The organism is Guptibacillus hwajinpoensis (genome assembly GCF_005144865.1).
In the GTDB taxonomy this organism is placed as follows: Bacteria; Bacillota; Bacilli; order Bacillales; family Guptibacillaceae; genus Guptibacillus; species Guptibacillus hwajinpoensis_A.
Genome location: NZ_SWFM01000006.1, coordinates 52497 through 79155 on the forward strand (window position 1 = coordinate 52497; position 26659 = coordinate 79155).

24 protein-coding genes and 1 pseudogene are annotated in these 26659 nt (G+C 39.9%); 17 read left to right on the forward strand and 8 right to left on the reverse strand.

The annotated features are described in order from the left end of the window. Positions 1 to 3: 3 nt before the first annotated feature. The gene (gene hxlA, locus FBF83_RS17005) at positions 4 to 633 is read right to left on the reverse strand and encodes a 3-hexulose-6-phosphate synthase (protein WP_136948352.1); all 630 of its coding nucleotides are present in this window, start codon (positions 631 to 633) and stop codon (positions 4 to 6) included. Positions 634 to 820: 187 nt separating this feature from the next. Here hxlA and FBF83_RS17010 point away from each other — a divergent pair, with 187 nt between their 5' ends. Further along, positions 821 to 1183 carry a winged helix-turn-helix transcriptional regulator gene (locus FBF83_RS17010; protein ID WP_136948353.1) on the forward strand — a complete coding sequence of 121 codons (363 nt, stop codon included), beginning with the start codon at positions 821 to 823 and terminating at the stop codon, positions 1181 to 1183. Between the two features lie 66 nt (positions 1184 to 1249). Here the strand turns inward: FBF83_RS17010 and FBF83_RS17015 are convergent, their stop codons facing one another. The 7 genes from FBF83_RS17015 to FBF83_RS17045 form a co-directional block, all read right to left on the reverse strand. Next, positions 1250 to 2050, reverse strand: a complete 801-nt coding sequence (locus FBF83_RS17015; RefSeq protein WP_136948354.1) for an alpha/beta hydrolase family protein — start codon at positions 2048 to 2050, stop codon at positions 1250 to 1252. A gap of 107 nt (positions 2051 to 2157) precedes the next feature. After that, entirely contained in the window at positions 2158 to 2346 is a 189-nt protein-coding gene (locus FBF83_RS17020; protein ID WP_169525587.1) for a spore germination protein, read from the reverse strand. A 130-nt stretch (positions 2347 to 2476) separates the two neighbouring features. Further along, complete coding sequence (locus FBF83_RS17025) at positions 2477 to 2719, reverse strand: hypothetical protein (protein ID WP_136948355.1); 243 nt, start codon at positions 2717 to 2719, stop codon at positions 2477 to 2479. A gap of 449 nt (positions 2720 to 3168) precedes the next feature. Further along, positions 3169 to 4626: a carbon starvation protein A gene (locus FBF83_RS17030; RefSeq protein WP_136948356.1), complete on the reverse strand. Its 1458-nt coding sequence runs from the start codon at positions 4624 to 4626 to the stop codon at positions 3169 to 3171. Positions 4627 to 4763: 137 nt separating this feature from the next. Further along, on the reverse strand, positions 4764 to 5495 hold the full coding sequence (locus FBF83_RS17035) for a LytR/AlgR family response regulator transcription factor (protein ID WP_136948357.1): 732 nt from the start codon (positions 5493 to 5495) through the stop codon (positions 4764 to 4766). A 3-nt stretch (positions 5496 to 5498) separates the two neighbouring features. Further along, positions 5499 to 7232 carry a sensor histidine kinase gene (locus tag FBF83_RS17040; protein WP_136948358.1) on the reverse strand — a complete coding sequence of 578 codons (1734 nt, stop codon included), beginning with the start codon at positions 7230 to 7232 and terminating at the stop codon, positions 5499 to 5501. A 291-nt stretch (positions 7233 to 7523) separates the two neighbouring features. After that, on the reverse strand, positions 7524 to 7901 hold the full coding sequence (locus tag FBF83_RS17045; RefSeq protein WP_136948359.1) for a PH domain-containing protein: 378 nt from the start codon (positions 7899 to 7901) through the stop codon (positions 7524 to 7526). A gap of 215 nt (positions 7902 to 8116) precedes the next feature. Here FBF83_RS17045 and FBF83_RS17050 point away from each other — a divergent pair, with 215 nt between their 5' ends. The 16 genes and pseudogenes from FBF83_RS17050 (at position 8117) to FBF83_RS17125 (ending at position 26634) form a co-directional block, all read left to right on the forward strand. Next, positions 8117 to 8926, forward strand: coding sequence for an alpha/beta fold hydrolase (locus tag FBF83_RS17050; protein ID WP_136948360.1), 810 nt, complete (start codon positions 8117 to 8119; stop codon positions 8924 to 8926). Between the two features lie 156 nt (positions 8927 to 9082). Then, complete coding sequence (locus FBF83_RS17055; RefSeq protein WP_136948361.1) at positions 9083 to 10096, forward strand: LacI family DNA-binding transcriptional regulator; 1014 nt, start codon at positions 9083 to 9085, stop codon at positions 10094 to 10096. A gap of 152 nt (positions 10097 to 10248) precedes the next feature. After that, the gene (locus tag FBF83_RS17060) at positions 10249 to 11568 is read left to right on the forward strand and encodes an ABC transporter substrate-binding protein (RefSeq protein WP_136948362.1); all 1320 of its coding nucleotides are present in this window, start codon (positions 10249 to 10251) and stop codon (positions 11566 to 11568) included. 60 nt (positions 11569 to 11628) lie between these two features. Beyond that, positions 11629 to 12528, forward strand: coding sequence for a carbohydrate ABC transporter permease (locus tag FBF83_RS17065; RefSeq protein WP_136948363.1), 900 nt, complete (start codon positions 11629 to 11631; stop codon positions 12526 to 12528). A gap of 6 nt (positions 12529 to 12534) precedes the next feature. After that, on the forward strand, positions 12535 to 13443 hold the full coding sequence (locus FBF83_RS17070; RefSeq protein WP_136948470.1) for a carbohydrate ABC transporter permease: 909 nt from the start codon (positions 12535 to 12537) through the stop codon (positions 13441 to 13443). Between the two features lie 14 nt (positions 13444 to 13457). Continuing rightward, positions 13458 to 14804 (forward strand): GH1 family beta-glucosidase, encoded by a 1347-nt coding sequence (locus FBF83_RS17075; RefSeq protein WP_136948364.1) that lies wholly within the window; start codon positions 13458 to 13460, stop codon positions 14802 to 14804. 16 nt (positions 14805 to 14820) lie between these two features. Then, positions 14821 to 16161: a glycoside hydrolase family 30 protein gene (locus tag FBF83_RS17080; protein ID WP_136948365.1), complete on the forward strand. Its 1341-nt coding sequence runs from the start codon at positions 14821 to 14823 to the stop codon at positions 16159 to 16161. Between the two features lie 28 nt (positions 16162 to 16189). After that, positions 16190 to 19246, forward strand: coding sequence for a carbohydrate binding domain-containing protein (locus FBF83_RS17085; RefSeq protein WP_136948366.1), 3057 nt, complete (start codon positions 16190 to 16192; stop codon positions 19244 to 19246). A gap of 230 nt (positions 19247 to 19476) precedes the next feature. Continuing rightward, positions 19477 to 20079 (forward strand): annotated as a pseudogene (locus tag FBF83_RS17090) (TerD family protein); the annotation flags it as partial. A 25-nt stretch (positions 20080 to 20104) separates the two neighbouring features. Further along, a complete protein-coding gene (locus tag FBF83_RS17095) occupies positions 20105 to 21139 on the forward strand; it encodes an ATP-grasp domain-containing protein (protein ID WP_136948368.1) in 1035 nt (344 codons plus the stop codon). A gap of 292 nt (positions 21140 to 21431) precedes the next feature. After that, positions 21432 to 22040 (forward strand): TerD family protein, encoded by a 609-nt coding sequence (locus FBF83_RS17100; RefSeq protein ID WP_136948369.1) that lies wholly within the window; start codon positions 21432 to 21434, stop codon positions 22038 to 22040. A gap of 32 nt (positions 22041 to 22072) precedes the next feature. Further along, positions 22073 to 22654, forward strand: a complete 582-nt coding sequence (locus FBF83_RS17105; protein WP_136948370.1) for a TerD family protein — start codon at positions 22073 to 22075, stop codon at positions 22652 to 22654. Positions 22655 to 22723: 69 nt separating this feature from the next. Next, positions 22724 to 23302 (forward strand): TerD family protein, encoded by a 579-nt coding sequence (locus FBF83_RS17110; RefSeq protein ID WP_136948371.1) that lies wholly within the window; start codon positions 22724 to 22726, stop codon positions 23300 to 23302. A 39-nt stretch (positions 23303 to 23341) separates the two neighbouring features. Continuing rightward, positions 23342 to 24121: a TerC family protein gene (locus FBF83_RS17115; protein WP_136948372.1), complete on the forward strand. Its 780-nt coding sequence runs from the start codon at positions 23342 to 23344 to the stop codon at positions 24119 to 24121. A gap of 91 nt (positions 24122 to 24212) precedes the next feature. Beyond that, the gene (locus tag FBF83_RS17120; protein ID WP_136948373.1) at positions 24213 to 25403 is read left to right on the forward strand and encodes an HpcH/HpaI aldolase/citrate lyase family protein; all 1191 of its coding nucleotides are present in this window, start codon (positions 24213 to 24215) and stop codon (positions 25401 to 25403) included. Then, positions 25354 to 26634, forward strand: coding sequence for a phosphoribosyltransferase family protein (locus FBF83_RS17125; protein WP_136948472.1), 1281 nt, complete (start codon positions 25354 to 25356; stop codon positions 26632 to 26634). Before FBF83_RS17120 ends, FBF83_RS17125 begins: the two co-directional genes overlap by 50 nt. Positions 26635 to 26659: the final 25 nt, after the last annotated feature.

The following is a 26659-nucleotide window of genomic DNA, read 5'->3' on the forward strand; positions in this document are numbered from 1 at the left end:
TTGTTATCCTTTAATAAGCTCTTGCATTTTTGATGCAACGGCTTTTTTGTCGTCTTCACCAGTAATACCGCCACCTACGATGACAAGGTCTGGTTGTACTTTCACAACTTCTTCAAGAGAATCAAGCTTAATGCCACCAGCGATTGCTGTTTTCGCATTCTTTACAACACCTTTAATTGTTTCAAGGTCTTCAAAAGAATTCTGGCCTTTTGCTTGAAGATCGTATCCAGTGTGGACACAAATATAGTCAACGCCAAGTGCATCTACTTCTTTCGCACGAGTTGCGAGATCTTTCACTGCCATCATATCAACAAGGATTTGCTTCCCTTGTTTCTTCGCTTCTTCAACTGCACCTTTGATTGATTCATCTTCAGCAGCACCAAGAATTGTGATGATATCTGCGTTAGATTCAGATGCTTTCATAACTTCATATCCTGCAGCATCCATAATTTTAAGGTCAGCAAGAACTTCAAGGTTAGGGAATGCGGCTTTCATTTCTTTGACAGAACGAAGACCCTCATTGATAACGATCGGCGTACCAATCTCAACGATATCAATATGTTCCTGAACTTCTTTCACTAGTTCAATACCTTCTTCTGTGGTTACCAAGTCTAATGCTAGCTGTAATTTCATAATGCTTTCACTCCTAATCCATTTTTTCCTTTATTTCTCTCTGTTATTAGACACCAATATTATCCTGTGTTTGATGTAGTAGCAAGTATACTGCTTACAACAAATAAATGTAAGTACGCACATTTATCATACATAGTGTCAAAAAGTATACTGTGAGTTATAATGGGCTTAGATGGAGGTGATGAGTATGTCTCGTACCCAGGATAAAACATTTAACTGTGAAAAAGAATTAACTCTTGCTGTTATCGGAGGAAAATGGAAAATGCTCATTTTGTGGCATTTAGGTAAACAGGGGACAAAGCGATTTGGTGAGCTAAAGTCTCTTATGCCTGGTATCACCCAACGTATGTTAGTGAACCAGCTCAGAGAATTAGAAGACGACCAGATCGTGAATCGCAAAGTATACCCAGTTGTTCCTCCGAAGGTAGAGTATTCTCTCACAGAACAGGGTGAAACATTGATGCCTATTCTCGATTCGATGTATGAATGGGGTAAGAACTATAATAAGAACGTGATTCAGAAGACAACAGAAAACAAAGAGTCCGTTTAATAAGCATTATGCAAAAAAAGCAGCCTCAACCTTTTAAACTATGGTTGGGGCTGCTTTTCTATCTTCTTAATGTTGGACTAGTAAGAGGATTTCTTCTTTTATTGTTTCCCATGCAAAGGAGTTAACATCAGTTAGCATGAAATGTTCTGCTGCAGGAAGCTCAATAAACTTTACGAAGTCACCTGCACCTTCCGCTTCTCGATGATAGTGATCGCTAATTCCTATAGGCACATGGACATCAAGTGAACCATGTACAAGGACCTGCTGAACGCCTAGCGGAAGTAGTTCAACTGGGGAAGCATTTTTATATCGTTCAGGCATGTCTTCAGGTGATCCACCCATTAGCTCAGCTGTAGGGTTATTTGGCTCTAGTGAAAGAACCTTATCCCGATAATGGTGTACGCCGTGCATCATCTCTAAATCATTTACACCAGCGAGGCTGATGACGCCATGAATAAGAAGTGGATGTTCAGTAATGTAGAGCTCACTATTACGGTCAATGCGGTGGCGAGCAGCTAACCACGTTGCGAGATGGCCACCAGCAGAATGTCCGATGGTGACAACCTTCTCTAAATTAAGGGGATATGTTTCTGCAAGAGTATTAAGGTAGTCGCTAGCTTTAGCTACGTCTGTAAGTGTTCCAGACCAGCCTCCACCTTCTTGACCGGTGCGTCGGTATTCAATGTTCCACGTGGCAAAACCGCTCTCTGTTAGATCTTCAGCAACTTCGCTCATTAACTCAAGCGTAAACGGGTTACGCCAGAAACCACCGTGAATCACGATTGCTACAGGATGAGGTCCATCTCCTTTAGGGAGTCGAAGTTCTCCGAATTGATTTTCATTTTCTCCGTAAAAAATTTTCTCCATGCTTTCACCTCAAATGATCTCAATTTCATTCTTATTTATTATCGCATAGATTGAAAAAACCAATCGCCTAAACGATTGGTTTTACTTCGTAAAAAGTATAATGAGGCCTATTTCCCAATTCTAATCCCTTTTGCAATGCTATAAAAGTTGTTTACGATCATAAACGAACCTGTATTGCCGCCGCCTGAACCAGTTACTGTGTTACTAACGGATATAGGCGATATAGTATGAGCGCACTGTACGACTGTGCCACTATTATTCGTGATGATAACCGGTCCTCTGATAAAACATCCCACTTGTGATCACTCCTCTGATGCCAACATCTCCTTACAGTATATGGACAAACAGCAAAAGTGCTTGGACATGGTTCAAGAAAAGCACATACTAAAAGAAAAAACGCTCATTTCTGAGCAAACTGTTTGTTTATCAAAGAAAGAAAGGTGAATAGCTGTAAGCTGCAATTGATGCAAGTCCAACAGCAATTAAGGCTGCCCCTAAAAAGAAGTAGCTTCCAAAGCCAGATCCATCATCACCTTCTCCATTCATGGGGCGGAGGTAAACATGATCATTATCGCAGTGATCGATGTACCCGTAATGTGTAGTCCCGCCAAGACAGCGAATCGCAACACATCTGCCAATATTGTTTGTAAACTCGTCGTGATAAGACATTATTCTTCCTCACTTTCTTTATTGTCCTAGAGTTAATATACTCCTTTAGCTTGGACACATTATTAAACTATGAAATCAATGCTAGATACGTTTGGACAGGAATGGAGAGGGAGGGAATTGTACTTTTGAGTTAGGGAAGCATTTTCAAAATTTAATAAATGTGTGAATAGTAATAAAGAAACAAAAAAGACTGAGATCAAGGAGAGGATCTCAGTCTTTCTACTATAAAAATACAATTAGCGCGATTCCACATATGAATAAACAGCTAAGAATGAGTTTTCCGTACAAAGGGAGTTGCTCTTTCCCTTTCTCGTTTATCCGTTCTTCCTCTTCATCAAGGGTATCTTTGTATTTATTGTTACAGCAGCCCATCAAAACTCCCCTTTTAAAATGAATTTAATCAAGTCCTTTAGGGGGATAACTGCTCCTAAAGGTTCGATTGTTTCACTTTACGCCACGCTGTCCTTGTTCAATCCAGAGATGTCTTCTTCAAGTGGCGTATTGGCAGCACGCTGTTTTCTTGCCGAGAAGAAAAAGGCAACGATAACGGCAATTGTAATGATTGTGGCTCCTATATAGGCAACGTTCATTGGTAACCTAAATCCAATTGGAGCGTTTAGAATGTAAGTTGTTGTCGCCATTGTGATGAAAATCGCTGGAATCACTGCAATCCAATAGTTCTTTTTCGCAATGAAGAGATACATTGCACCAACCCATAGTGCAATCATAGCTGTTGATTGGTTAGCCCATGAGAAGTAGCGCCAAAGTAGAGTAAAATCAATTTTTGTTAGACCGAATGCAACCACAAAAAGTGGAAGGGCGATCCAGAGACGGCTAGATACTTTACGTTGTGAGTAGTTGAAATAATCAGCAATGATCATACGTGCACTTCGGAATGCCGTATCGCCTGATGTAATTGGAAGTACGATAACACCAAGAATAGCTAGCGTTCCACCGATTGCTCCAAGCATTAATGTAGAAGCTTCACTTACGATCGCAGCAGGTCCGCCATTAGCAAGTAGTTCATTCAACCCTACAGGACCATTGAATAGGCTCATTGCTGCAGCAGCCCAAATCATTGCGATGACACCCTCTGCAATCATCATACCGTAGAAAATTTTACGTCCTTGTTTTTCGTTTTGTGTTGTGCGCGAAATAATCGGTGTTTGTGTTGCGTGAAACCCAGAGAGTGCCCCACAAGAAATCGTTAAGAATAAGAGTGGGAATACTGGTGCACTATCAGGGTGAAGATTACTTAGCGTAATTTCTGGAATAGGTGCACCTGTGAACACAAGACCCACACCAACACCAATTGCACTGATAAGAAGCAGTGCACCGAAAATAGGATAAAAGCGTCCAATGATTTTATCAATTGGTAGTAATGTCGCAAGAATGTAGTAAAGAAAAATTGCGCCAAGAATAAGGCCCATTGTTGCCCAGCCATTCATTAAGTTATTTAAAAGACCAGCAGGCGCAGTAACGAACACAGTTCCTGTAAGAAGAAGTAACAACACAGCGAAAGCGTTCACAACATGTTTCATGACTTTACCAAGAAATCTCCCTGCAAGTTCAGGCAGGTGAGCGCCTCGGTTACGGATGGAAATCATTCCAGTTAAATAATCATGCACAGCACCGGCGAAGATACAGCCAAATACGATCCACAGAAAAGCAACCGGACCATAAAGAGCGCCTAGAATTGGTCCGAAAATAGGACCTACACCTGCTATATTTAAGAGTTGGATTAATGAGTTCTTTTTTGTGTTCATCGGTAGGTAGTCGACACCATCTTGATGTGTGTAAGCTGGTGTTTGGCGTGCTTCATTCACCCCAAAAATTTTCTCAACAAATTTTCCATATGTGAAATAACCAATAATAAGAAGTGCAACACCTGCTAGAAATGTATACATAAAATCATCCCTTCTCGTTCTTTGTATGCGTTTACATATAGTATAAGAGAGAAAGGGGATGAGTGGGGTGATTGGATGTTAACATGCAATAATGAGGGTTCAAGATGCACATTCTAGAGACTGAAATGCACATTTGGTTACAGTTCTAGCTTCGAACGTAGCGGTTTAACGTAATTGCGGCTTACTGAGAGTTTATCTTTCACACCTTCTAACTCGAGTTGATAAGCCCCATTAAACCATGGTGTAAGTCGTGTTACATACTGAAGGTTTACAACATATCCTTTATGAATTCTAAAAAAAGAATGAGAAGAGAGGCGACTTTCTAACTCCTTCAAAGTGGATTTCACTTCATAATCACTATTTCGTGTGATAATCCGTGAAATTTTGTCATCGCGGAAAATATATAGGATATCACTTGGATCAAGATAGTGAATATCTCCTTCAATCTCAATTGAAAGTTTGCTTTTCTTCAACGGCTCTTGTTCTTCTTTTTTTGGAGGTTGAACAAACTTCTCAAGCCGTTGTACCGTTTGTTTTAGCTGGTCTTCATCATAAGGTTTGAGTAAATAATCTACAGCTTCATAACGAAAAGCCTCAGCAGCGAATTCAGGATAGGCGGTAGCAAAAACAATGAGCGGTGGTTTCTTAAGCTCAAGTAATGCTTTAGCTGCTTCCATACCATTCATGCGGGGCATTTCTACATCGAGAAACACAACGTCCGGTTGAAGCTGTAGTGCTTTAATAATAGCAGCTTCACCAGAGTCTGCTTCGCCTAAAACGTCGATCTGTTGGAATTGTCCAAGAAGATGGACTAGCTCCTGGCGGCTGTACCGTTCATCATCAACGATTAATATTTTAATCTTGTTCATATCTTAGTCCTCCGTAGTTGGAATCAGAAAGCAAATGGTAGTGCCCTTGTTCTGTTCGCTTTTAATCTGTATGCTTGCGTCGTTTCCAAATAACATTGTTAAGCGTCGGTTCACATTGTATAAACCAAGTCCTGTCCCACTTTGAGAGTGGACATGCGATACGCCAAGCTCATTGACTCGATCAGGCGTCATTCCTTCTCCGTTGTCTGTAACGCAGACGAGAATACCATGTGATTGACTATTGATGCTGATTTCAACAATACAATCGATGTCTTTATTTTTTATACCGTGCTTAATTGCGTTTTCTACAATTGGCTGCAAAGTGAGTGGTGGGAGCTGAACAGAAAGTGCAGATTCTTCAATATTGTATTGCACGGTGAGTCGGTCTACGAAACGGGCTTCTTCAACTTCCAAGTAAGCTCTGACGTGCTTCAATTCTTGGTTAAGAGAGGTCATATTGGCTGTTGTGCCAGATAAATTCTGTCTAAGAAAGTGCGACAGTGAGACTAATAATTTACGTGCCTTGTCTGGTTCAATACGAATTAATGAAATGATTGTATTTAGTGAATTAAATAGAAAATGTGGACTAATTTGCGCTTGCAGGGCTTTAATTTCTGCTTCCTTTGCAAGCTGATAAGCTTTGTCCGCTTCAGCAATTTCTAGCTGGTTGCTTAGAAGATTACTAAGCCCCGAGACAAGTTCTGTAATAATATGTGTGATTTCTTTCTCGGACTTAAAATAAAACTTCAGCGTTCCGATCGTTTTTCCACGCTGCTTTAATGGCGCAATGATAGCTGCACCGAGCGGACAGTGTTCTTCGGCACAATGAATGGCCCTGTCATTTGCGATAACGACCTCACCTTTGTCGATTACTTTTCTAGTTATGGTGGTCTGTATTGTATGTCCTGACTGATGATGATCGTCTCCGAGGCCAACGTGACTTAAAATATGTGATCTGTCTGTAATGGCGACAGCACTACCTTCGATTTCTTCGTGAAGAATAAGACATACTTCCTTCGCTGAATCAGGAGTAAGTCCTTTCCGTAAATAGCCAAGCGTTTGATCTGCAATACGAAGCGTTTTCTGGGCCTGAATAGCTCCGGCTTTTTCTTCCTCATTTACTACGTTTTTAATTACAAGAAGAAAGAGGGCGCATCCTATTCCGTTAGCAAGTATCATTGGGATACCAATGATTTCAACGAGTGCCAGGGCATTTTCCATTGGCTTTGATAACAGAAGAATAATAAGCATTTGAACCGTCTCAGCGCCTGCTCCAATAAGAAAAGCGGAGTGGAGCTTTACATGACGATTCCGTTTGTGAAGGGAACCTGCAATAAGTCCAGCAATGATTGAAGCTAGTCCACAAGCAAGAGCAGTGAAGCCCCCCAGCAAATAACGGTGGAGCCCAGCAATTAGTCCTGCTCCTAGTCCAACTCTTTTTCCTCCAAGAAGTCCAGCAAGTACAACACCAATTACTCGGGAGTTCGCGATCGCTTCCTCTGATGAGAGCTCAAGCGGCCACGAATTAAATTGAAGGGATTCCGTACTGAATGTTAGACCTGTATACGTGCCGATAATTCCAAAGAAGCCGAAGAAACCAATCGCAACATACTGTTGCTTACGTGCAAGCTGATCGCTATGTATCATATCTCGAAAGAAGCGAAAGCGAGTTAGCACAAATGCAATCGTTACAATGATGCCAAGTCGCTCAAGCATCGTAAGCAAGAGTTCAAACATGAGAGAAAGCTCCTTTCGTGGTTCGTGGTGCCTGTCACCACCCGATATACGTCATATTCTGTCGAATAGTGAAGCGGTTTCTTCTTATTATAACGGTTTTGGATGAGGGATAAAATGGGGGGATGAGCATGTCTAATCTTTATTTAATAATGGGCGTATCCTAAAGGAGAATTAAATGGACATCTTATGCATGAAGTGTTTTGTTACTGAATGGAAGAAAAGCGATTAAAAAGATATAATACATAAAAGAAAGAAGCAGACAAGGTCTGCTTCTTTCTATCGTAAATCACCTCATCCACAAAGTTCAGCAAGAATCTTTTGAACTGAATAGATACTATCGTCTTTCTTAAACTGCTTTGAAAAAGTGGGAGCCTGTGAACTAGAAACCCAGATCTTAAGCTCAGCATCAAGGTCAAAGTGTCCGGCTGTTTCGATGCTATAGTGTGAGATATTTTTGTAAGGAACTGAATGATACTCGATTTTTTTACCTGTCATTCCTTGCTTATCCACAAAGAGTAGACGCTTGTCAGTGAATACAATTAAATCACGCACAAGCTTAAATGCTGCATTCACTTCTTCCGTGTCAGCAAGAATATTGGAAAGTTCCTTCTTAACATCTTCCTTATCCATGGTAGATGCGTTTCCCATAAAGCCGCTTAGAATACCCATTATTATTCCTCCTCTGCATGTTAACTGCTATCTTACTAGTATTCTATCATAGGTGGTGCCTGTCACCACCCGATTTAGCTCGACTAGTGTCGAACGATTTCTAGAATGTAATGCCAGAATAAGCATACGTTTCCAATGATGCCAATGATAAAATAAATTCAGTAAATCGCATCATAATAGAGAGCGCATTACTCTCACATTTAGGAGGGAATCACATGCCAATTGTGAACCTAAATCACGATGTAGAGCTTTATTATGAAGATGTAGGAATGGGTTCGCCAGTTATCTTTATTCATGGAGTATGGATGAGTAGTCGCTTTTTTAAGAAGCAATTACCTTACTTCAGGCAAAAGTACCGAGCTATTTCATTAGATCTAAGAGGTCACGGTCAATCTTCCCATGTTCAGTCAGGACATACCGTTGCCAATTACGCTCGAGATCTAAAGCATTTTATTGAGAAGCTCCAGCTTAGGGATGTAACTCTTGTGGGCTGGTCGATGGGCGCGTTTGTCATCTGGGAATACTTACATCAGTTCGGTGAAGAGAATGTAAAAGGAACCGTCATTGTTGACGAGCTTGCATCTGATTTCAAATGGCCTGATTTTGAAATCGGTGCATTTGATCTTCCCACACTTACAGGTATGATGCGTGATATTCAAACCGATCATGCCGGACTTCTTAAAGGATTCATTCCTCTGATGTTTAAAGAAGATTTGCCTCAAGCTGACCTCGATTGGATGCTTGAAGAGACGACAAAACTTCCTTCTTCTATAGCAAGTGCAATCCTATTCGATCAGTCGATTGTAGATTGTCGCCCTTATTTGAATGGCATCACCACTCCAACATTACTGTGTTTCGGAAGAGAAGAGAAACTCATTCCTGTAGCGGCAGGCGAGCACTTGTGTAGAGAAATTCCTAATGCAAAATTGGAAGTGTTTGAAGAAAGCTGTCACTGCCCATTTCTAGAAGAACCAGATCAATTTAACCGAGTGGTTGATGAATTTTTAAAGTCTCTTTATAAATAAATAATGAGTTAAAATAGTAGGCAAGTGCACGCTTGTACTTGCCTTATTTTTATCGAAAAAAATATTTTGAAAATTATCAAAAATAGTATTGATTATCCCAAAATCGTGGGCTATAATAACATCAACGAAAGCGCTTTCGATCCAGAGGAGACCACGATGATCACAATCTATGATTTAGCCAAAAAAACTGGATTTTCGAGTACTACCGTTTCTAAAGCACTCAATGATTATCCCGATGTTAGTAAGAAAACAAAGCAGGCAATTATTGATACAGCTGCTGAAATGGGTTACTTGCCAAATGCTCATGCACAATCTCTTTCAACTAAGAAGTCATGGACAATAGGCGTAATGTTTTCTGAATCTAATGGGGTAGGAATGAGGCATCCATTCTTTAGTGGTGTTATCGAAAGTTTTCGTAAGCATGCTGAGAAGGAAGGTTATGATTTAATTCTAGCATCCCGAAATCTTCGGAACAGAGGTACAAGCTACCTTGAGCATTTCCTATATCGTGGAGTTGACGGGATCATGGTCATTTGCTCAGACCCAAAAGATCCACAGGTTCAAGAAATGATCAATAGTAGCATTCCTATCGTTGTTATTGACATGAGTAATCAAGACTGTAGCGTTGTTTTTTCAGACAATCTTTCTGGTGGAGAACTTGCAATTAACTATCTCTATTCTCTAGGGCATACCAAAATTGCCCATATCGCAGGAGATCACACCATTTATGCTGGGAAGGTTCGAATTAAAGGATACATTGACGCTATGAAAAAAAGAAATTTGCCAGTGCCAGAGAGCTACCTTGTTAATGGCGGATTATTCTCCATTCAAGAAGGCGCATTAGCAATGGAGAAGTTGCTAGACTTAGCAGATCCTCCAACCGCAGTCTTTGTTGCTGGAGATCATATGGCAATTGGAGCTATGGAAACTGCTAAGACAAAAGGTTTAAGCATACCTGAAGATCTTTCGATTATCGGCTATGACGATATTGAAATGGCAAGTTACGTAACACCTAAGCTAACGACGATCAAGCAAGATACCGATCAAATTGGTGTTCGAGCAACCCAGCTTCTAATGAAGCAAATTATACAAAAGAAGAAAATCGTTACTGAGGAAATTATTCCAGTTACTCTAATGGAAAGAGAATCTTGTAAACGCTTAGAAAAATAAATTTTTTTAAGTAATCAGGAAACCGCTTTCTTATGACTTATTCTATATTTTTTTGGCTTAATCGAAACCGCTTTCGATTATATTTTTATCGCAAATTCGAAACCGGTTTCGTTAACAATATTATTTTTTCTAATTTGGAAAGGGGCTCACCCATGAAGAAAGTTGTAGGTCTTATAATGTCACTCGTTCTATTGTTTGGTGTTCTTGCAGGTTGTTCAAACACAGAGACTTCAGGAGATGCGAAAAGTGATAAGAAAAAGGATGTAGATCTAAAGGTTTGGTCATTCACAGATGAGTTGAAGAAACCAATTACAACATTTGAAGAAAAAAATGGTGTCAAAGTTGAACTGACAATTGTACCAATCGCTGACTATCCAACTAAGCTTAAGCCAGTACTTGAAAGTGGCGTAGGTGCACCAGATGTATTTACTGGAGAAATTGCTTTCTTGAAGCAATGGGTAAATGCTGGATACTGGGAGAACCTTTCCAAAGAACCATATAACGTAAATGAAATTGCTGATAACTATGTACCATATGTGTTCGATTTAGGTAAAGACGAGCAAGGCGATGTTAGAGCACTATCTTGGCAGACAACACCTGGTGGTCTTTTCTACAAGCGTAGCATTGCGAAAGAAGTACTAGGTACTGATGATCCAAAAGAAATCGGTGAAATGCTTACTTCTATGGATAAAGTATTTGAAGTATCAGAGAAAATGAAAGAAAAAGGCTATCGTATGTTCCCTGATGAAGGTTCAATCCGCTGGTTCTCTCAAGGCGACGATCCACAACCATGGGTTAACGAAAACGATGAGTTAAAGCTAACAGATCAGAAGATTGAATTCCTTGATTATGCTAAGCAACTACGTGAAAACAGCTATACAGCACTAGCGCCTGAATGGTCTCCATCTTGGTTTGAAGCAATGGATAAGCCAATTAAAGTTAAAGAAAAAGGTAAAGAAACAGAAACGGAAGTATTCTCATATGTTCTTCCTACATGGGGACTTCATAGCGTCTTGAAGACAAACGTTAAAGAATCTGATGGTGACTGGGCTGTAACAAGCGGACCAAGCCCGTATTTCTGGGGTGGAACATGGTTGGGTGTCTACAACAAGTCTGAGAATAAAGAGCTTGCTTATGATTTCGTGAAAATGATGACACAAGATGACGAGTTCCTAACTGACTGGGCAAAAGAAACAGGAGATGTTCTTTCTTACCTTCCTGTTACAAACGAAATCAAAGACGATTTCAGTGATGAATTCCTAGGTGGTCAAAATAACTATCAATTCTTCCTTGATCAAGCGAAGAGTATTGAGCCAGGTATCGTAACAAAGTACGACCAGCAGCTTGATACGTTCTACGGAAATGCGGTTCAAGAGTACGTAGATGGTAAGAAATCGAAAGATGAAGCAATTGCTGAATTCTACAAAAAAGCTCAGAATGCTTACCCTGAATTGAAAGTACCAAAGAAGTAACAAGTGTAAGCGGTGTAAGTTTTCTTATGCCGCTTATCTTATTTTGAGAGGAGCGATGAGATGAAGAACCTCAACAACTATGGCTATGCCTTTATAGCTCCGTTTTGGATCATCTTTCTCATATTTAATATCTATCCGGTAGCACTAACTTTCTATTATAGCTTTACGAACTACAGCGGAAGTGGAACTGCTGAAGTCGTTGGATTAGCCAATTATCAGCGTTTGATTGCAGACTCTTACTTTGTTGAAGCGTTTTTTAACACCTGGAAGATCTGGGGCGTTAACTTTGCGCTACAAATTGTTATTGCACTTATTCTTGCTGCCATATTCTCTGATATGCGGGTGAAAATGAAGGGGCTTTCCTTCTTCCGATCTATTTTCTATCTTCCGAACTTAATTACAGTAAGCTCCGTTGCGCTACTGTTTGGTATTCTACTAGATTGGCAACACGGATCTTTAAATATGGTATTGATGAACATTGGTCTTATCTCAGAGCCGATCAACTGGCTGAATGAACCAGCTTCTGCTCAGCTATCAGTTTCACTTATCCTCACATGGATGTGGTTTGGACATTCATTCATTGTTGTGATGGCAGGTGTTTCTGGAATTTCAACTGACTTCTATGAGGCGGCACTGATTGATGGTGCGAATCGCTGGCAAACATTTACGAAGATTACTCTTCCATTGTTAAAGCCAATTCTTCTCTATATTATGATTACTTCTTTAATTGGTGGTCTTCAGCTATTCGATCTTCCAATGCTATTAACAGATGGAATCGGTTCCCCAGATGGTTCACTAAATACAATGGTACTTTATTTGTACAATCAGGCATTTAAGTACAATAACTACGGTTATGCTGCTGCTGTTGCATATGGTTTGTTCATCATTACGATTATCTTCTCAGCTATCGTATTCAAATCAATGTATGGTAACGAGCGTAAACAAGCGAGGCGGGTGTAAATCATGATGGACAGAACTGAGATCGAAAATAACGTAACGCCTGAGCAACTTAGTAAAAGAACGTTGGTGCCTCAAGCACCAAAACCAAAAAAGCGTCGATCCATTATCAAGGGAGTTATTTATGCACTCCTTATCCTTACAGCGATCATCTGTTTTATCCCTTTCCTTATGATGCTTGTGAATGCGACTCGTTCAAATGATGCAATTCTAACCGGTTTCACGTTAATTCCAGGTACAGCACTATTAGAGAACTACCGTACGATGATGGAATACGTGAACATTTGGAACGGTTTTAAAAATAGCTTGATTATTTCCGTTCTTGTAACACTTCTGACTGGTTATTTCTCGGCTTTGACAGCTTATGGATTTGCTTTCTATAACTTTAAAGGCAAGAACTTTCTCTTTGTTTTCATGCTTGTCATGATGATGGTTCCTGGTCAACTAGGACTAATTGGATTCTATGAACTTTGTAAAAATCTTGGCATTCTGGATACTTTCATTCCTTTGATTATTCCAGCTATCGCTAGTCCGTTTGTTGTATTTTTCTTACGTCAATACATTCAAACTACGCTCCATCCAAGCTTAATTGAAGCAGCTAGAATTGACGGTGCTAGTGAATTGCGCATTTTCCATACTGTAGCCATTCCAATCATGATGCCGGCTGTTGCAACTATGTCGATCTTTACATTTATCGGTTCATGGAACAACTACATTGTGCCGTTAGTCGTTCTATTCTCGCCTGAGAAATATACTTTGCCTGTACTAATGGGCTTCTTAAAAGGTTCACAGGTAGCACAAAATCTAGGATCTATGTATCTTGGTATCGCAATATCTGTTGTTCCTATCATGATTGCATTTCTATTTTTGTCTAAGTACATCGTTAATAGTATCTCAGCTGGAGCTGTTAAAGAGTAGGGGAGTGGAAGTATATGAAATTTAATAAGGATTTTACGTTCGGAACAGCAACATCTTCGTATCAAATTGAAGGCGCTTATAATGAGGGTGGAAGAACCCCTTCAATCTGGGATATGTTCTGTGATATTCCAGGGAAAGTACATGAACAACATAATGGAGATGTTGCTTGTGATCACTACCATCGCTATGAAGAAGATATTCAAATTATTAAAGAACTTGGAGTAGACACCTATCGTTTCTCCATTGCCTGGCCACGTATCTTCCCTGCAAAAGGGCAGTATAACGAAGAAGGAATGGCGTTCTATCAAACATTAGCAAAACGATTGCGTGAAGAAGGAATTAAACCTGCTGTTACACTCTATCACTGGGATCTTCCAATGTGGGCACATGAAGAAGGCGGTTGGGTAAACCGTGATTCAGTCCAGTGGTTCTTGGATTATGCAAGAGTTTGCTTCCACGAGCTAGATGGATTAGTAGATTCATGGATTACTCACAATGAACCATGGTGTGCAGGTTTTCTTGGTTACCATATGGGCGTTCATGCACCAGGACACACAAACTTAGATGAAGCAGTACGTGCTGTTCACCACATGCTCCTATCCCACGGGGAAGCAGTAAACATGTTGAAAAATGAATTTGCTTCTGAGACATCAATTGGTATTACGTTAAATCTATCTCCGGTTTATCCAAAAACGGATTCGGTCAATGATCGTCTTGCAGCAAACAACTCAGATGGTTACTCAAATCGCTGGTTCTTAGATCCTGTCTTTAAAGGAAGCTATCCAGTTGACATGATGAACTTGTTTTCCAAATATGTTCATAACTATGATTTCATTCAAGAAGGGGATTTGCAGACAATATCAACACCGTGCGATTTCTTTGGTATTAACTACTATAGCCGTGGATTAGTTGAATTTAATGCTGCGAACGATTTTCTAACTCAAGGCGCACATTCTGATTATGAGAAAACAGGAATGGGCTGGGATATAGCACCAAATGAATTTAAAGATCTAATTAGAAGATTAAGAAACGAATATACAGACCTTCCAATCTATATTACGGAAAATGGTGCAGCTTATGATGATAAGCTGGAAGATGGCCGTGTACATGATCAACTAAGAATTGATTATGTAGAAAAACATCTTCAAGCGGTATCTGATTTAAATGAAGAAGGTATGAACATTCAAGGCTACTATCTCTGGTCGTTGCTTGATAACTTCGAGTGGAGCTTCGGTTATGATAAACGTTTTGGCATTATTCACGTGAATTATGAAACGCAGGAACGAATCTGGAAAGACAGTGCGTTGTGGTATGCGGACATTGTGAAGAATAGAGGATCCGTTCAACCACTTAATGCATGACGGGAAGGAGAAATCGATGAAAACAAAAACAATTACTCATATTCAATCGGCGAGAGATAACGGAGACCTTCTTAAAGTTAAGGAACCACTTCAGGTCTCACCTCTTTCAAATGCAGATGCTACTCAGATTAAGCTCGATCCAAAACAAACATATCAAACAATACTAGGGTTTGGCGGTGCCTTCACAGAGGCATCTGCCTATACCCTTTCTCTTATTAGTGAAGAGAAAAGAAATGAAATTATCCATCGCTATTTTCATCCTGAAGAGGGCCTCGGGTATCGTTTCGGTCGTACTCATATTAATAGCTGTGATTTTTCGCTGGGGAATTATACGTATGTTGAAGAAAATGATACATCCTTATCAACTTTTTCGATTGAGAGGGAGCAAGAACTTGTCATTCCTTTAATAAAAGATGCAACTAAGGTAGCGGGGGACAACTTGTCCATCGTTTCTTCACCATGGAGTCCTCCGCCCTGGATGAAAAGCAACAATGAAATGAATCATGGAGGAAAGCTTCTTCCTGAGTACAATTCAGTATGGGCTGACTATTACATCAAGTATGTTGACGCAATGGAAGCGGAAGGAATTCCGATTTGGGGACTAACCATCCAAAACGAACCTGAAGCGAAGCAAGTATGGGACTCCTGTCTTTATACGGCAGAAGAAGAGCGTGACTTTATTAAAAACCATCTTGGACCAGCAATCCGTAAGAACGGAAGAGACGATCTTAAAGTGATCATCTGGGACCACAATCGGGATGTCGTTTATGAACGAGCAAGTAAAGTGTTGTCTGATCCAGAAGCAGCTCAGTATGTGTGGGGAACTGGACTTCACTGGTACGTCTCAGAAGAATTTGAGAATCTATCAAAAGTTCACAATGCGTTCCCTGATAAGCATCTTATTTTCACGGAAGGGTGTATTGAAGGCGGCGTACAACTCGGTGCGTGGCATACTGGTGAGCGTTATGCACGAAATATCATGGGTGATTTGAACAACTACTTAGAAGCGTGGATTGATTGGAATATCGTGTTGAATGAAGAAGGTGGCCCTAATCATGTGGGGAATTATTGTGATGCCCCGGTCATAGTTGATACGAAGTCAGGAGAGGTCTATTACAATAGTTCTTTCTATTACATTGGTCACTTTAGTAAGTATGTGAAGCCTGGTGCTGTTCGAATAGGCTGTACTTCTGTAAAAGAAGATATTCAATCAACTTCTTTTAGAAATGAGTCTGGCGAAATTGTTGTGATTCTAATGAATGAAAATGATGAAGAGCGTGCTGTTAACCTTGAGATTGAAGGACAGAATGTAGCTGTTACGATGCCTGCTCATTCAATCTCTACGGTTCTCATATAAAAGGAAAACTTGAGGAGGACAATTAATAATGCGAAGTGTCATACCCGTTCTACTTGCCGGTGTTCTTGCTTTAAGTCCTGCGATTCCAACCGCTGCCTCTAGTCATGAAAAAGGAAAAGAAAATAAAAAGAGTGAACATGTTGTTGAGCGATCATTTCATCCTGCTGTAACGAAGGGAAAAGTTCACGGAACAACGAAAATTAAAGCATCTGTTCAAGACAATCTTCATCTTGCTGTGAAAATCTCTAATGAAGCAATCCAAGCTAAAGTAGGAGAAGATGTACCAGGTGATCGGACTGTTACGAATCCTTATGTATCTGGCACAGATTTATCTGGTGTCGATGAAGAAATTAATAAGTTCGTGATGGTCTATGTCCTTGATGAAGATGATGAAATCGTCGACTTTAAGCAAATTGAGTTAAAGAAAAGCGACATTCAAAAAGAAGAATGGAATTTAGTTTGGGAAGACGAATTTAATGGAAAAACCATTAATGAAGAGAAGTGGAATTTTGTTCAGGGTGGCGGCGGCTACGGAAACAATGAGTGGCAGAACTACACGAATCGGGAGAAAAATGCTCGTGTTGAAGATGGCGCTTTAGTAATAGAGGCCCATGAGGAGCAATTCGGAGGAAATGAATACACTTCTGCGAAGTTAACAACCCAGAATAAAGGTGATTGGACCTATGGGCGTTATGAAATTAAAGCCAAACTTCCTAAGGGGCAAGGAATGTGGCCTGCTATCTGGATGATGCCAACGGATTATGAGCTTTACTCAGGTTGGCCAGCAACTGGAGAAATCGATATTATGGAGCTCCTAGGTCATGATCCTGATACAGTTTATGGCACACTTCATTATGGGAAACCGTGGAAAAACACAGGTGAATCTTATGATCTTCCAGTAGGAGATTTTTCAGATGATTATCATACGTTTACGTTGGACTGGGAACCAGGAGAGTTTCGCTGGTATGTAGATGGTATTCTCTATGCAAAACAAAACGACTGGTTCACAAAAAACGAGAACGAAGCGGCTGCCTATACATATCCAGCTCCATTCGATCGCGACTTCTTCTTGCAGCTTAACTTGGCTGTAGGGGGAAACTGGCCAGGTTATCCAGATGATTCAACCACATTTCCAAACCAGATGCTTGTTGATTATGTAAAGGTTTATGAGCTTGATGGTGAATACCGCGAAGCGGGTGAGCGTCCTGTATCAAAAGAAACCAATGAAGATTTAAGAGAGCCGGTAAATGGCGACTACGTCTATAACGGTCTTTTTGATACAGACCTCGAGTATTGGGATTTTCAACCCTTTGAACCATCTGATTTATTTGGTGGAGAGGGGGAAGTGACTGTAGTGGATGGAGTAGCAAAAGTGACGATTTCTGATCCAGGCGATCAACCATATGCTATTCAATTTGTGCAACCAAATATTCCACTAGAGAATGGAGAGCGCTATAAGCTTTCATTTGATGCACGTTCTAGCGATGATCGTGGAATGGTCGTCAACATTTCTGGTCCTGAGCAGGGGTTTGCTAGATATTTGTCTGATAAAAGCATTGCGCTTACATCAGATTATCAGAGTTATTCGTTTGAATTCGATATGGAGAATGGAACAGATCCACATTCTCGTATTGAGTTCAACATGGGGGAGAGTTCAGACCTGCCAGTCTGGATTGATAATGTAAGTCTCGTTAAGCTTCCGAAAGATCCGAATGCTTCCAAAAAAGTTCTTCCAACTGGGAACTATATTTACAATGGAACGTTCGATCAAGGTAGCGATCGAATGGTGTTCTGGGAGCTTGGTCAAGTTGGAAAGGCAAAAGCTACTGCTTCTGTAGGTGAAGCTATTCCAGATCGAGAGATAACTATTGATATTAAAAAATCCTCTAAGCAAGATGATGTACGCCTCAGTCAGAATAACTTAAATATAGAAGAAGGGGTTTATGTTCTTACGTTTGATGCAAAAGCAGATAACGCTAGACAAATCGGATTACGACTAACAGATGATAAACGTTTAGAAGATTATGTTGTCAATGAGAACATTTCCATTACAGAAGAGATGAGCTCTTATCAAGTTATGCTCGATATGAAAGAAACAGATCCTAAAACAGTATTTGAATTTTTACTAGGTGGTAGTAAGCGCTCTAACGTCACGATTGATAATGTGGAGATGAAACGAGTAGCACCACCTGTTACGATTGAAGGCGTAACGAAATTAGAAGCCGAAGATTTTCAATCAATGTCTGGTGTTCAGCTTGGAGAAGATGGTAAGAGCGTTGGTTGGATTGATGAAGGCGATTGGATGCAATACGCTGTCGATGTTAAAGAAGAAGGAAATTACACGATTCGCTATCAAGTAGCTTCAGGAAGAGATGGAGGCAACATCACGTTATTAAATAAAGCGGGTAACGTGTTCGATGGCACGCTTGGAATGGGTGAAATTTTCGTTGATCAGGCAGATGAAGTAACTTCTATTGCTGTTGCTCAAACCGGTGGTTGGGGAAACTGGAAGACAGTGTCTTACACGATTTATTTGAACAAAGGTATTCAAACACTTCAAATTAATGCTGCAAATGTTAATTTAGATTGGTTCGTTCTTGCACCTGAACAGCCAGAGAATGAATCTGTTGTGAGAAATGGTGATTTTTCCAATGGTCTAACAAATTGGGGATCATGGTGGGGAGATCAGTGGAGTGGCGCCGCTGAAGGTGAAGTTGTAACGGAAGATGGTCAAATGAAAATTGTAGTATCGAAAACAGGTGATCAATCTTACAGCCCACAAGTCTTTCAAGAAAATCTTTTCTTTGAAAATGGCCGTACGTACACTGTATCCTTTGATGCTAAATCCTCGGTTGCAAGGGAAATTAACCTTGTTATCGGTGAACCATTATCACAAGATCCATGGTTCATTCCGTTTATGGATACGAAGCAAATTTCAATAGGTACAGATATGACTACGCATTCGTTTACATTCGAGATGCAAAATGCTACGAACTTGAATGGGAAACTCGTTTTTGAAGTTGGGAAAGTTAACGGTGCTTCTGTGCCCTCTACAATAACAGTGGACAATGTAACGATTAAGTAAAGAGTAGCGATAAAAAAATAAAAAGATCTCAATTCAAAAGCAGATAGGTCATAATTCCTAGCTGCTTTTTCTTTGTGAAACCATGCTAAAAACTTTGTGTAATAGTGTTTATACAAGTTACATTTTGTGAATAAAAATAATAAATTTTTGTTGAATAAAGGAGTATTTTGAAACTCGTCGAATGTTTATTATTGGAATATAAACATGACTTAAGTAGGAGTGGTGTAATGATAGAATTAAAGAAAAAAGGCGAGTCTATTAATCTTTCTAAATCAAACAAACCTATTGGTGAGATTCTAGTGAATTTAAACTGGAGCCTGGCTAAACAACAAGTGGGTTTTTTCTCAACGCTTTTCAAAAGTCAGCCTCAGAATACGGATCTTGACCTAGGATGTCTTTATGAACTCAAAAGTGGAGAGAAAGGGTGCGTCCAAGCACTAGGAAATGTGTTTGGCTCATTCGAATATTATCCTTACATGCAATTAGATGCAGATGATCGAACAGGTGCGATATCTGGTGGAGAGAACTTAAGAATAAATGGTAGTCGCATTTCAGAGATTAACAGAATTGTAATTTATGCTTTTATTTACGAAGGTGCAGCGAATTGGTCTGAAGCAGATGGTGTTGTTACACTTACATACCAGAATGGGGAAGGTATCACAGTAAAGCTGGATGAGCACCGAAATGGGCAGAATATGTGCGCGATTGCAATGGTGGAGAATGTAGACAATAGGACGTTTAAGGTGGAAAGGCTCGTAGAGTACTTTAATGGTCATAAGCAAATGGACCGTGCCTACAACTGGGGAATGAACTGGGTAGCTGGCACTAAGTAGATTCACAGCAAAAAAGGAGCAAACTATGTCGAAAATTTGGTTTAACAGATGGTTTACAACCGTCGCGCATTATATTGAATTGATTCGAAATAATGAAGATGGAGCAGCGTTTGAAATTTACGGCTCACATCCAAATGAAGATGCCCTGTATTTACAGTATTGTGATCATGCTTTTGTCGAACCTGACATTAGTGGTGAGGCTTACATCGACTATTGTCTAAGCGTGTGTAAGGAGAAGAAAATTGATCTATTCATTCCAAGGAAAGAAAACGTCCTCATCTCACAAAACCTCTCGAAATTCCACGAAATTGGTGTTAAAGTGCTTGTTTGTAACGCAGAATTGATGGCACTGATGGACAATAAAGCTGCTATGTACCATTCGATTATTGAACGAGAAAAAGAAAAAGGCATCCCTCTTGTCCCGATTCCTGACTATGCTGTAGTTACCAATGTACATGATTTTAGAAAAGCCTATTCTGATCTCACTAAAAAAGGTCACACGGTTTGTTTTAAACCTGTAATAGGTGAAGGAGCAAATGGTTTTCGTGTTATTAAAGAGGGGCAGGAGACGATTGAAGAACTGTTGACAGAAGGAGTTTCACGAAGAATATCATTTGAATATGCCTGTTCCATTTTAAGTCAGAAGGATACGTTTCCTGACTTAATGGTTCTTGAGTATTTGGACGGGTATGAGTATAGCATTGATTGTCTTGCCTATGACGGTGAGTTGCACCTTGCTATTCCCAGAAAGAAGGCTGGAGGGCGAATAAGAGAATTGGAAGAGAATCAAGAACTTCTCGATATCGCACGTGCCCTTCATCGAGAGTACAGCATTGATTACATATCCAATATTCAGGTGAAGTTCAGTAAAGGTGTACCAAAGCTTCTTGAAATTAATCCTAGGATGGCAGGTGGGCTAAATATTAGTTGCTTATCCGGTGTGAATATTCCTTATGAGGCAATCAAACTATTATTGCATGGTAATAGTCAGATAGAAGAGTTTAAACCAACTATGGGAATTCGTGCGAGCCACATTGAGAAGGAAATAGTTCTTACGTAAAATTCACGTTGTGTTTCTTATAGAAAAGAAGAAAAACGTGGTAAATAATTGACGAAATCGACAATATGTTGCGTAAGCCTATCAATTCTTAAGTGTTAAAGGATTCATTTTATCTGAAAATATGTTAATTTTAAATAGAAAGAAAAGGTTTCTTGTTCAAAAACGTATTTATTTTGTTGAAACTTGAAACTTTTGAAATCTAGGCACGTATAACAAAATAGGCACTATAAAATTAAGATTACTAGTTATTACATCATACTTGTTTTTAATCTATTAATAGGAGTGATACGATTTGACGATTTCATTGCAGAAAGGTCAACGAATCGACTTAACAAAAGGAAATGCAGGCTTATCGAAGATCATGGTTGGCCTTGGCTGGGATCCTGTTCAGCAAAAGAAAGGTGGCGGCCTTCTAGGCGGTCTATTCGGAGGCGGCGGTGGCGGAGCTGACGTTGACTGCGATGCTTCCCTTCTAATGCTTGAGGATGACAAGCTAACTTCGAAGAAAGATTTGATTTACTTCGGTAACCTGAAAAGCGCATGTGGAAGTATTAACCACACAGGTGATAATTTAACAGGTGCTGGAGACGGCGATGATGAGCAAATTTTGGTTGATCTAAGCAAAGTCCCACAGCGTATTACGAAGTTAGTCTTTGTTGTTAACATCTATGATGCAGTGAAACGCAAACAGGACTTTGGCATGATTGAGAATGCATTTATCCGTGTAGTGAATCAATCGAATCAAGAAGAGCTAATTAAGTTCAATCTCACAGACAACTACTCTGGTAAAACGAGCCTATTTGTAGCAGAAATTTATCGTCACGGTTCTGAATGGAAGTTCGCGGCGATTGGTAATGGAACGAATGACGCTGGCTTAAGCGACATTGCAAAGAAATACTAAACTACTTAAAAATCTAAAAGGGGCTGAATAGCATGGCTGTATCATTATCAAAAGGACAAAAAGTAGATTTAACAAAAACGAATCCTGGTCTATCAAAGGTTATTGTAGGACTTGGCTGGGACACAAACAAATACGATGGTGGAAATGACTTTGACCTTGATGCAAGTGTATTCCTATTAGATAGCAATGGTAAATGCGCATCTGATAAAGATTTTGTTTTCTATAACCAGACTGAAGGTGGCGGCGGCTCAGTCGTTCATACTGGCGATAATCGTACAGGAGAAGGCGCTGGCGACGACGAACAAGTGAAGGTTCACCTTCAAGACGTTCCTTCTACAGTTGAAAAAGTCTCATTTGTTATTACAATTCACGATGCGGAAGCTCGTAACCAGAACTTTGGACAAGTATCCAATGCATTTGTGCGAATTGTTAATGAAGATTCTAATGAAGAGCTCATTCGTTATGACCTTGGAGAAGATTTCTCGATTGAAACAGCTATTATTGTTGGAGAATTATATCGCCATAACGGCGAATGGAAATTCTCTGCAGTAGGATCAGGCTATGAAGGCGGTCTTGCAAGAATCGCTTCTGATTTTGGTTTGCAAGTCGGATAAACTCTTCTTTGTGGCAAGAGGGCTAAGCCCTCTTGCCATTCCAATATAAACGCGAATTGGGGGATGACATTGGGTATTCAATTATCAAAAGGACAGAGAATTGATTTAACGAAAACAAATCCTGGACTCGTTAAAGGACTCATAGGACTTGGGTGGGATACGAATAAATATCAGGGCGGATCAGATTTTGATCTTGATGCATCTGCGTTTTTAGTTGATGCTAATAATCGATGTCAGGATGACCTAGATTTTATTTTCTATAACAATTTGGAGCATCCGAGCAAATCGGTCATTCATACCGGAGATAACCGTACTGGTGAAGGTGATGGAGATGACGAACAACTTATCGTAGATTTCTTCAAAATTCCATCTCACGTAGATAAAATTGGTATTACGGTAACCATTCATGATGCTGAGACGCGTCACCAGAACTTTGGACAAGTATCGAATGCATTTGTTCGTCTTGCAGATGAATCAACTGGAGAAGAGCTGTTGCGATTTGATCTTGGCGAAGATTTCTCAATAGAAACGGCTGTTGTCGTTTGTGAACTTTATCGCCACGGTAACGAATGGAAATTCAACGCAATCGGTAGTGGGTTCTCTGGCGGACTTGCTTCCCTTTGTAGAAATTATGGCCTAGACGTTTAACGTAAGGCTTAGCTAGTTGACATTAGGAGGAAACATCAAGTGGAAATCTTACAAGAAATTCTTAACACATATGCCTCATTCTTTGATTGGGAAATGTGGGGAGAAGTTTTAACTGACCCTGTTGCGTGGGGATTGATTGGTACGCTAATTCTTTTAGAAGGTTTACTTTCAGCCGATAACGCACTGGTTCTTGCCGTTATGGTTAAACACCTACCACCAGAAAAAAGAAGAAAAGCTCTAACTTATGGACTAATTGGAGCTTATTTCTTCCGTTTCTTATTTATCGGAATAGGAATGTACTTGATTAAATTCTGGTGGATTAAGGTCTTTGGTGCAGCTTACCTTGCATTTATTGTTATTCAACACTTTAGAAGTAAAGGTGAAGAAGAAGGCACAAATGGCATGAAGAAAGACAGCTGGCTTGTTCGTACGTTCGGTATGTTCTGGGCAACTGTTATTTCAGTAGAACTAATGGATATTGCATTCTCAGCTGATAGTATTCTGGCTGCACTTGCGATATCTGAACAGGTATGGGTTCTAATACTTGGAGGTATGATTGGTATTCTCCTTATGAGAACAGTAGCAGGCGTATTCCTTAAGCTAATTGAAAAAGTACCTGAGATGGAGAATACAGCATTCGTTTTGATTGCAATTATTTCTCTAAAAATGTTCTTAAGTGTGTTTCATATCGAAATACCACACGTTGCATTCTTTGGCATTATCGTCATTGCGTTCCTTGGAACTTTCGTTGTTCATTACTTTAACAACAGAAATCGTCCGTATGCGGAAGAAACGGCATCAGCTAAAGAGAATGAATAGCAAGATTAGGAGGAGACATAAGTGTTCTCCTTCTTTTTTTACGATAAAATACAACTATTTGAACAAAGATGATGGGTAGGGGGTGACGATAATGGAATATTTTCAATACCTTTCGGCTTCTGAGAAACAAAAAGTTTTCTTTAAAGAGCCTTCTCCAATAACGAAATACGATGCAAAAGAAAAACTCTCCTATGCTGTTGGCGCTGCTCTTTATATGCCTGCTATCAGGAGAGACATATCTGGATTGATTATTAATCAGAAATACAAAGAGGTTAGTACCATTGTTCTCGATCTTGAAGATGCAGTGGGAGATAACCGCCTTGCAGAAGCAGTCGATCAGACTATTGCACATTTTGAGGAAATAGAACGAGCGGTTATGCAAGGTGTCGTAACCATAGGAGAGTTACCACTTATCTTTATTCGCGTTCGTTCAGCTAATCAATTGCGTGAAGTATCTGAGAGGCTCGGAACTTCTATAGAGTATTTAACAGGCTTTGTATTCCCGAAAATTTCATCATCTAACGCTGAATTATATTTCTCTGCTCTTGAAGAAGCTTCTAATAAATGTGGTGTACGACTGTACAGTATGCCAATTCTAGAATCGCCTGAGCTTATGTATAAAGAAACCAGGTTTAAGGAATTTCAGTACCTGTCTTCGCTGTTTCAAAAATACGAGTCTTCTATTCTTAATGTGCGAATAGGTGCAACAGACCTTTGTGGGCTGTACGGTATTCGACGAAATGCTCAAACGCCTATTTATGACATATCAATAATGAGAGATTTCATCTCTGATGTAGTGAATTACTTCGGAAGGGACTTTATTGTATCTGGTCCTGTGTGGGAGTATTTCGATAGTAAAAAAGACGGTTTAAACCATGCTCTATCAGAAGTTAACGAATATAATGCGGGGCTTCTTAATGAAACTCTGCTTGATTTATCAAATGGACTAACTGGAAAAACGGTCATTCACCCCTCCCACATTAAGGTGGTACAAAGCGTGAATGTCGTTACTAAAGAGGAATATCATGATGCATTGAGCATTATTGAGAACGCTAGTGGAGAAGTTGGCGTATTGAAGAGCGCTTCCTATAATAAAATGAATGAAATTAAACCGCACTACAAATGGGCGATGAAGATCATAACTAAATCTGACATATACGGGGTGTATCATGAACAGTACAATTTCCTCAAAATGCTTACCGACACAATACCATTTTCCAATCTTGTCGGAGATGAGCGTGAATCTGAACGTTACTCAAAACAGGCTAACTATCCCGGTTGATGAATTTTTTAACATGGCTGCAAGAATAAATAAAAAGAGAGGTTTCTTGTTTGTTAGCAAGATGCTCGGGAAGCATATCCCAGTAGATCCTTATAAACCTCTGCTTGCGTCTGGGTTACTTGCCTTATCTTACTATGAGAGTGTGATGAACACGCCTTTAGAGCACATACAAGATGTGAGGAATGGCTTTCTTTCTAATGAGAGGGAAGAGCTTAGAAAAACATATGACTTATTAAAGAGTAAGCCTCTGAAACTTCAAGATGCACCTATTGTAATCGGATTTGCGGAGACAGCAACAGCACTTGGACACGCTGTGTTTGATTGCTTTGATCAAGCTTACTATATCCACACCACTAGGGAAGCAGTTGACGAGCTAACACCGGAATTTAATTTTAAAGAAGAGCACTCGCACGCAGTGGACCAACGGTGTTATGCTGATGAATCAATATTGCGAAAAGCTCATCCTATTCTTTTAGTAGATGATGAAATTACAACAGGGAAAACGTGCTTGAATATTATTAAAGAGCTCCACGCCAAATATCCTCGCAATCATTATTCCGTACTCTCTCTTTTAGACTGGCGTTCCGAAGAGCACATTAATCAGTATAGGGCTTTGGAAAAAGAAATAGACATTACCATCACCGTTCATTCTCTCTTAAAGGGGACGATCTCTTTTGAGGGGAAACCTCTTGAGGAGCCTATTAACGAGTTTCATTCTAGTATATCAAAACTGAATGGAGCAGTGGTAAAGCGGCATGATCTTTCTGCTCACTTCCGTCATTTATCAGGTTCTAGCTATCTAGCAGACAGCGGTCGCTTTGGTATTGATGATTCCGTTAAAGAAAAGATAGAGGAATCCTGTCAGAATGCATCGAATCAATTAAACAGAGAAATTCAGGGCGGAAAAACCTTATGTCTCGGAACTGGAGAGTTTATGTATATACCGATGAAGATCGCTTCCTACCTGCACGGGGACATCTATTATCATTCAACAACACGAAGTCCTGTCCAGCCTGTTGATTCAGAAGGATATGCTATTCGAAGTGGATTTACTTTTCCTAATCCTGAAGATCAGTCCGTTCAGCATTATGTATATAACATTCCGGTTGGGAAATACGACCGCGCTGTTATCATGTTTGAGAAAGAGGTATCAGAAGAAGAAGCGCAAAGTCTTACTTCTTTATTAGCTGAAAGAAAGATTAACAAAATTCATATCGTGACGTGTTCGTGAAGAAAGAGGTGGAAGAATTGCATAC

Bases quoted from the DNA above. Each gene is read 5' to 3' on its own strand.
- FBF83_RS17015 (WP_136948354.1), bottom strand. From the start codon at position 2,050: ATGGAGAAAATTTTTTACGGAGAAAATGAAAATCAATTCGGAGAACTT.
- FBF83_RS17105 (WP_136948370.1), top strand. From the start codon at position 22,073: ATGGCTGTATCATTATCAAAAGGACAAAAAGTAGATTTAACAAAAACG.
- FBF83_RS17065 (WP_136948363.1), top strand. From the start codon at position 11,629: ATGAAGAACCTCAACAACTATGGCTATGCCTTTATAGCTCCGTTTTGG.
- hxlA (WP_136948352.1), bottom strand. From the start codon at position 633: ATGAAATTACAGCTAGCATTAGACTTGGTAACCACAGAAGAAGGTATT.
- FBF83_RS17010 (WP_136948353.1), top strand. From the start codon at position 821: ATGTCTCGTACCCAGGATAAAACATTTAACTGTGAAAAAGAATTAACT.
- FBF83_RS17055 (WP_136948361.1), top strand. From the start codon at position 9,083: ATGATCACAATCTATGATTTAGCCAAAAAAACTGGATTTTCGAGTACT.
- FBF83_RS17095 (WP_136948368.1), top strand. From the start codon at position 20,105: ATGTCGAAAATTTGGTTTAACAGATGGTTTACAACCGTCGCGCATTAT.
- FBF83_RS17080 (WP_136948365.1), top strand. From the start codon at position 14,821: ATGAAAACAAAAACAATTACTCATATTCAATCGGCGAGAGATAACGGA.
- FBF83_RS17085 (WP_136948366.1), top strand. From the start codon at position 16,190: ATGCGAAGTGTCATACCCGTTCTACTTGCCGGTGTTCTTGCTTTAAGT.
- FBF83_RS17070 (WP_136948470.1), top strand. From the start codon at position 12,535: ATGGACAGAACTGAGATCGAAAATAACGTAACGCCTGAGCAACTTAGT.
- FBF83_RS17060 (WP_136948362.1), top strand. From the start codon at position 10,249: ATGAAGAAAGTTGTAGGTCTTATAATGTCACTCGTTCTATTGTTTGGT.
- FBF83_RS17025 (WP_136948355.1), bottom strand. From the start codon at position 2,719: ATGTCTTATCACGACGAGTTTACAAACAATATTGGCAGATGTGTTGCG.
- FBF83_RS17030 (WP_136948356.1), bottom strand. From the start codon at position 4,626: ATGTATACATTTCTAGCAGGTGTTGCACTTCTTATTATTGGTTATTTC.
- FBF83_RS17045 (WP_136948359.1), bottom strand. From the start codon at position 7,901: ATGGGTATTCTAAGCGGCTTTATGGGAAACGCATCTACCATGGATAAG.
- FBF83_RS17040 (WP_136948358.1), bottom strand. From the start codon at position 7,232: ATGTTTGAACTCTTGCTTACGATGCTTGAGCGACTTGGCATCATTGTA.
- FBF83_RS17125 (WP_136948472.1), top strand. From the start codon at position 25,354: ATGAGCGTGAATCTGAACGTTACTCAAAACAGGCTAACTATCCCGGTT.
- FBF83_RS17035 (WP_136948357.1), bottom strand. From the start codon at position 5,495: ATGAACAAGATTAAAATATTAATCGTTGATGATGAACGGTACAGCCGC.
- FBF83_RS17050 (WP_136948360.1), top strand. From the start codon at position 8,117: ATGCCAATTGTGAACCTAAATCACGATGTAGAGCTTTATTATGAAGAT.
- FBF83_RS17120 (WP_136948373.1), top strand. From the start codon at position 24,213: ATGGAATATTTTCAATACCTTTCGGCTTCTGAGAAACAAAAAGTTTTC.
- FBF83_RS17075 (WP_136948364.1), top strand. From the start codon at position 13,458: ATGAAATTTAATAAGGATTTTACGTTCGGAACAGCAACATCTTCGTAT.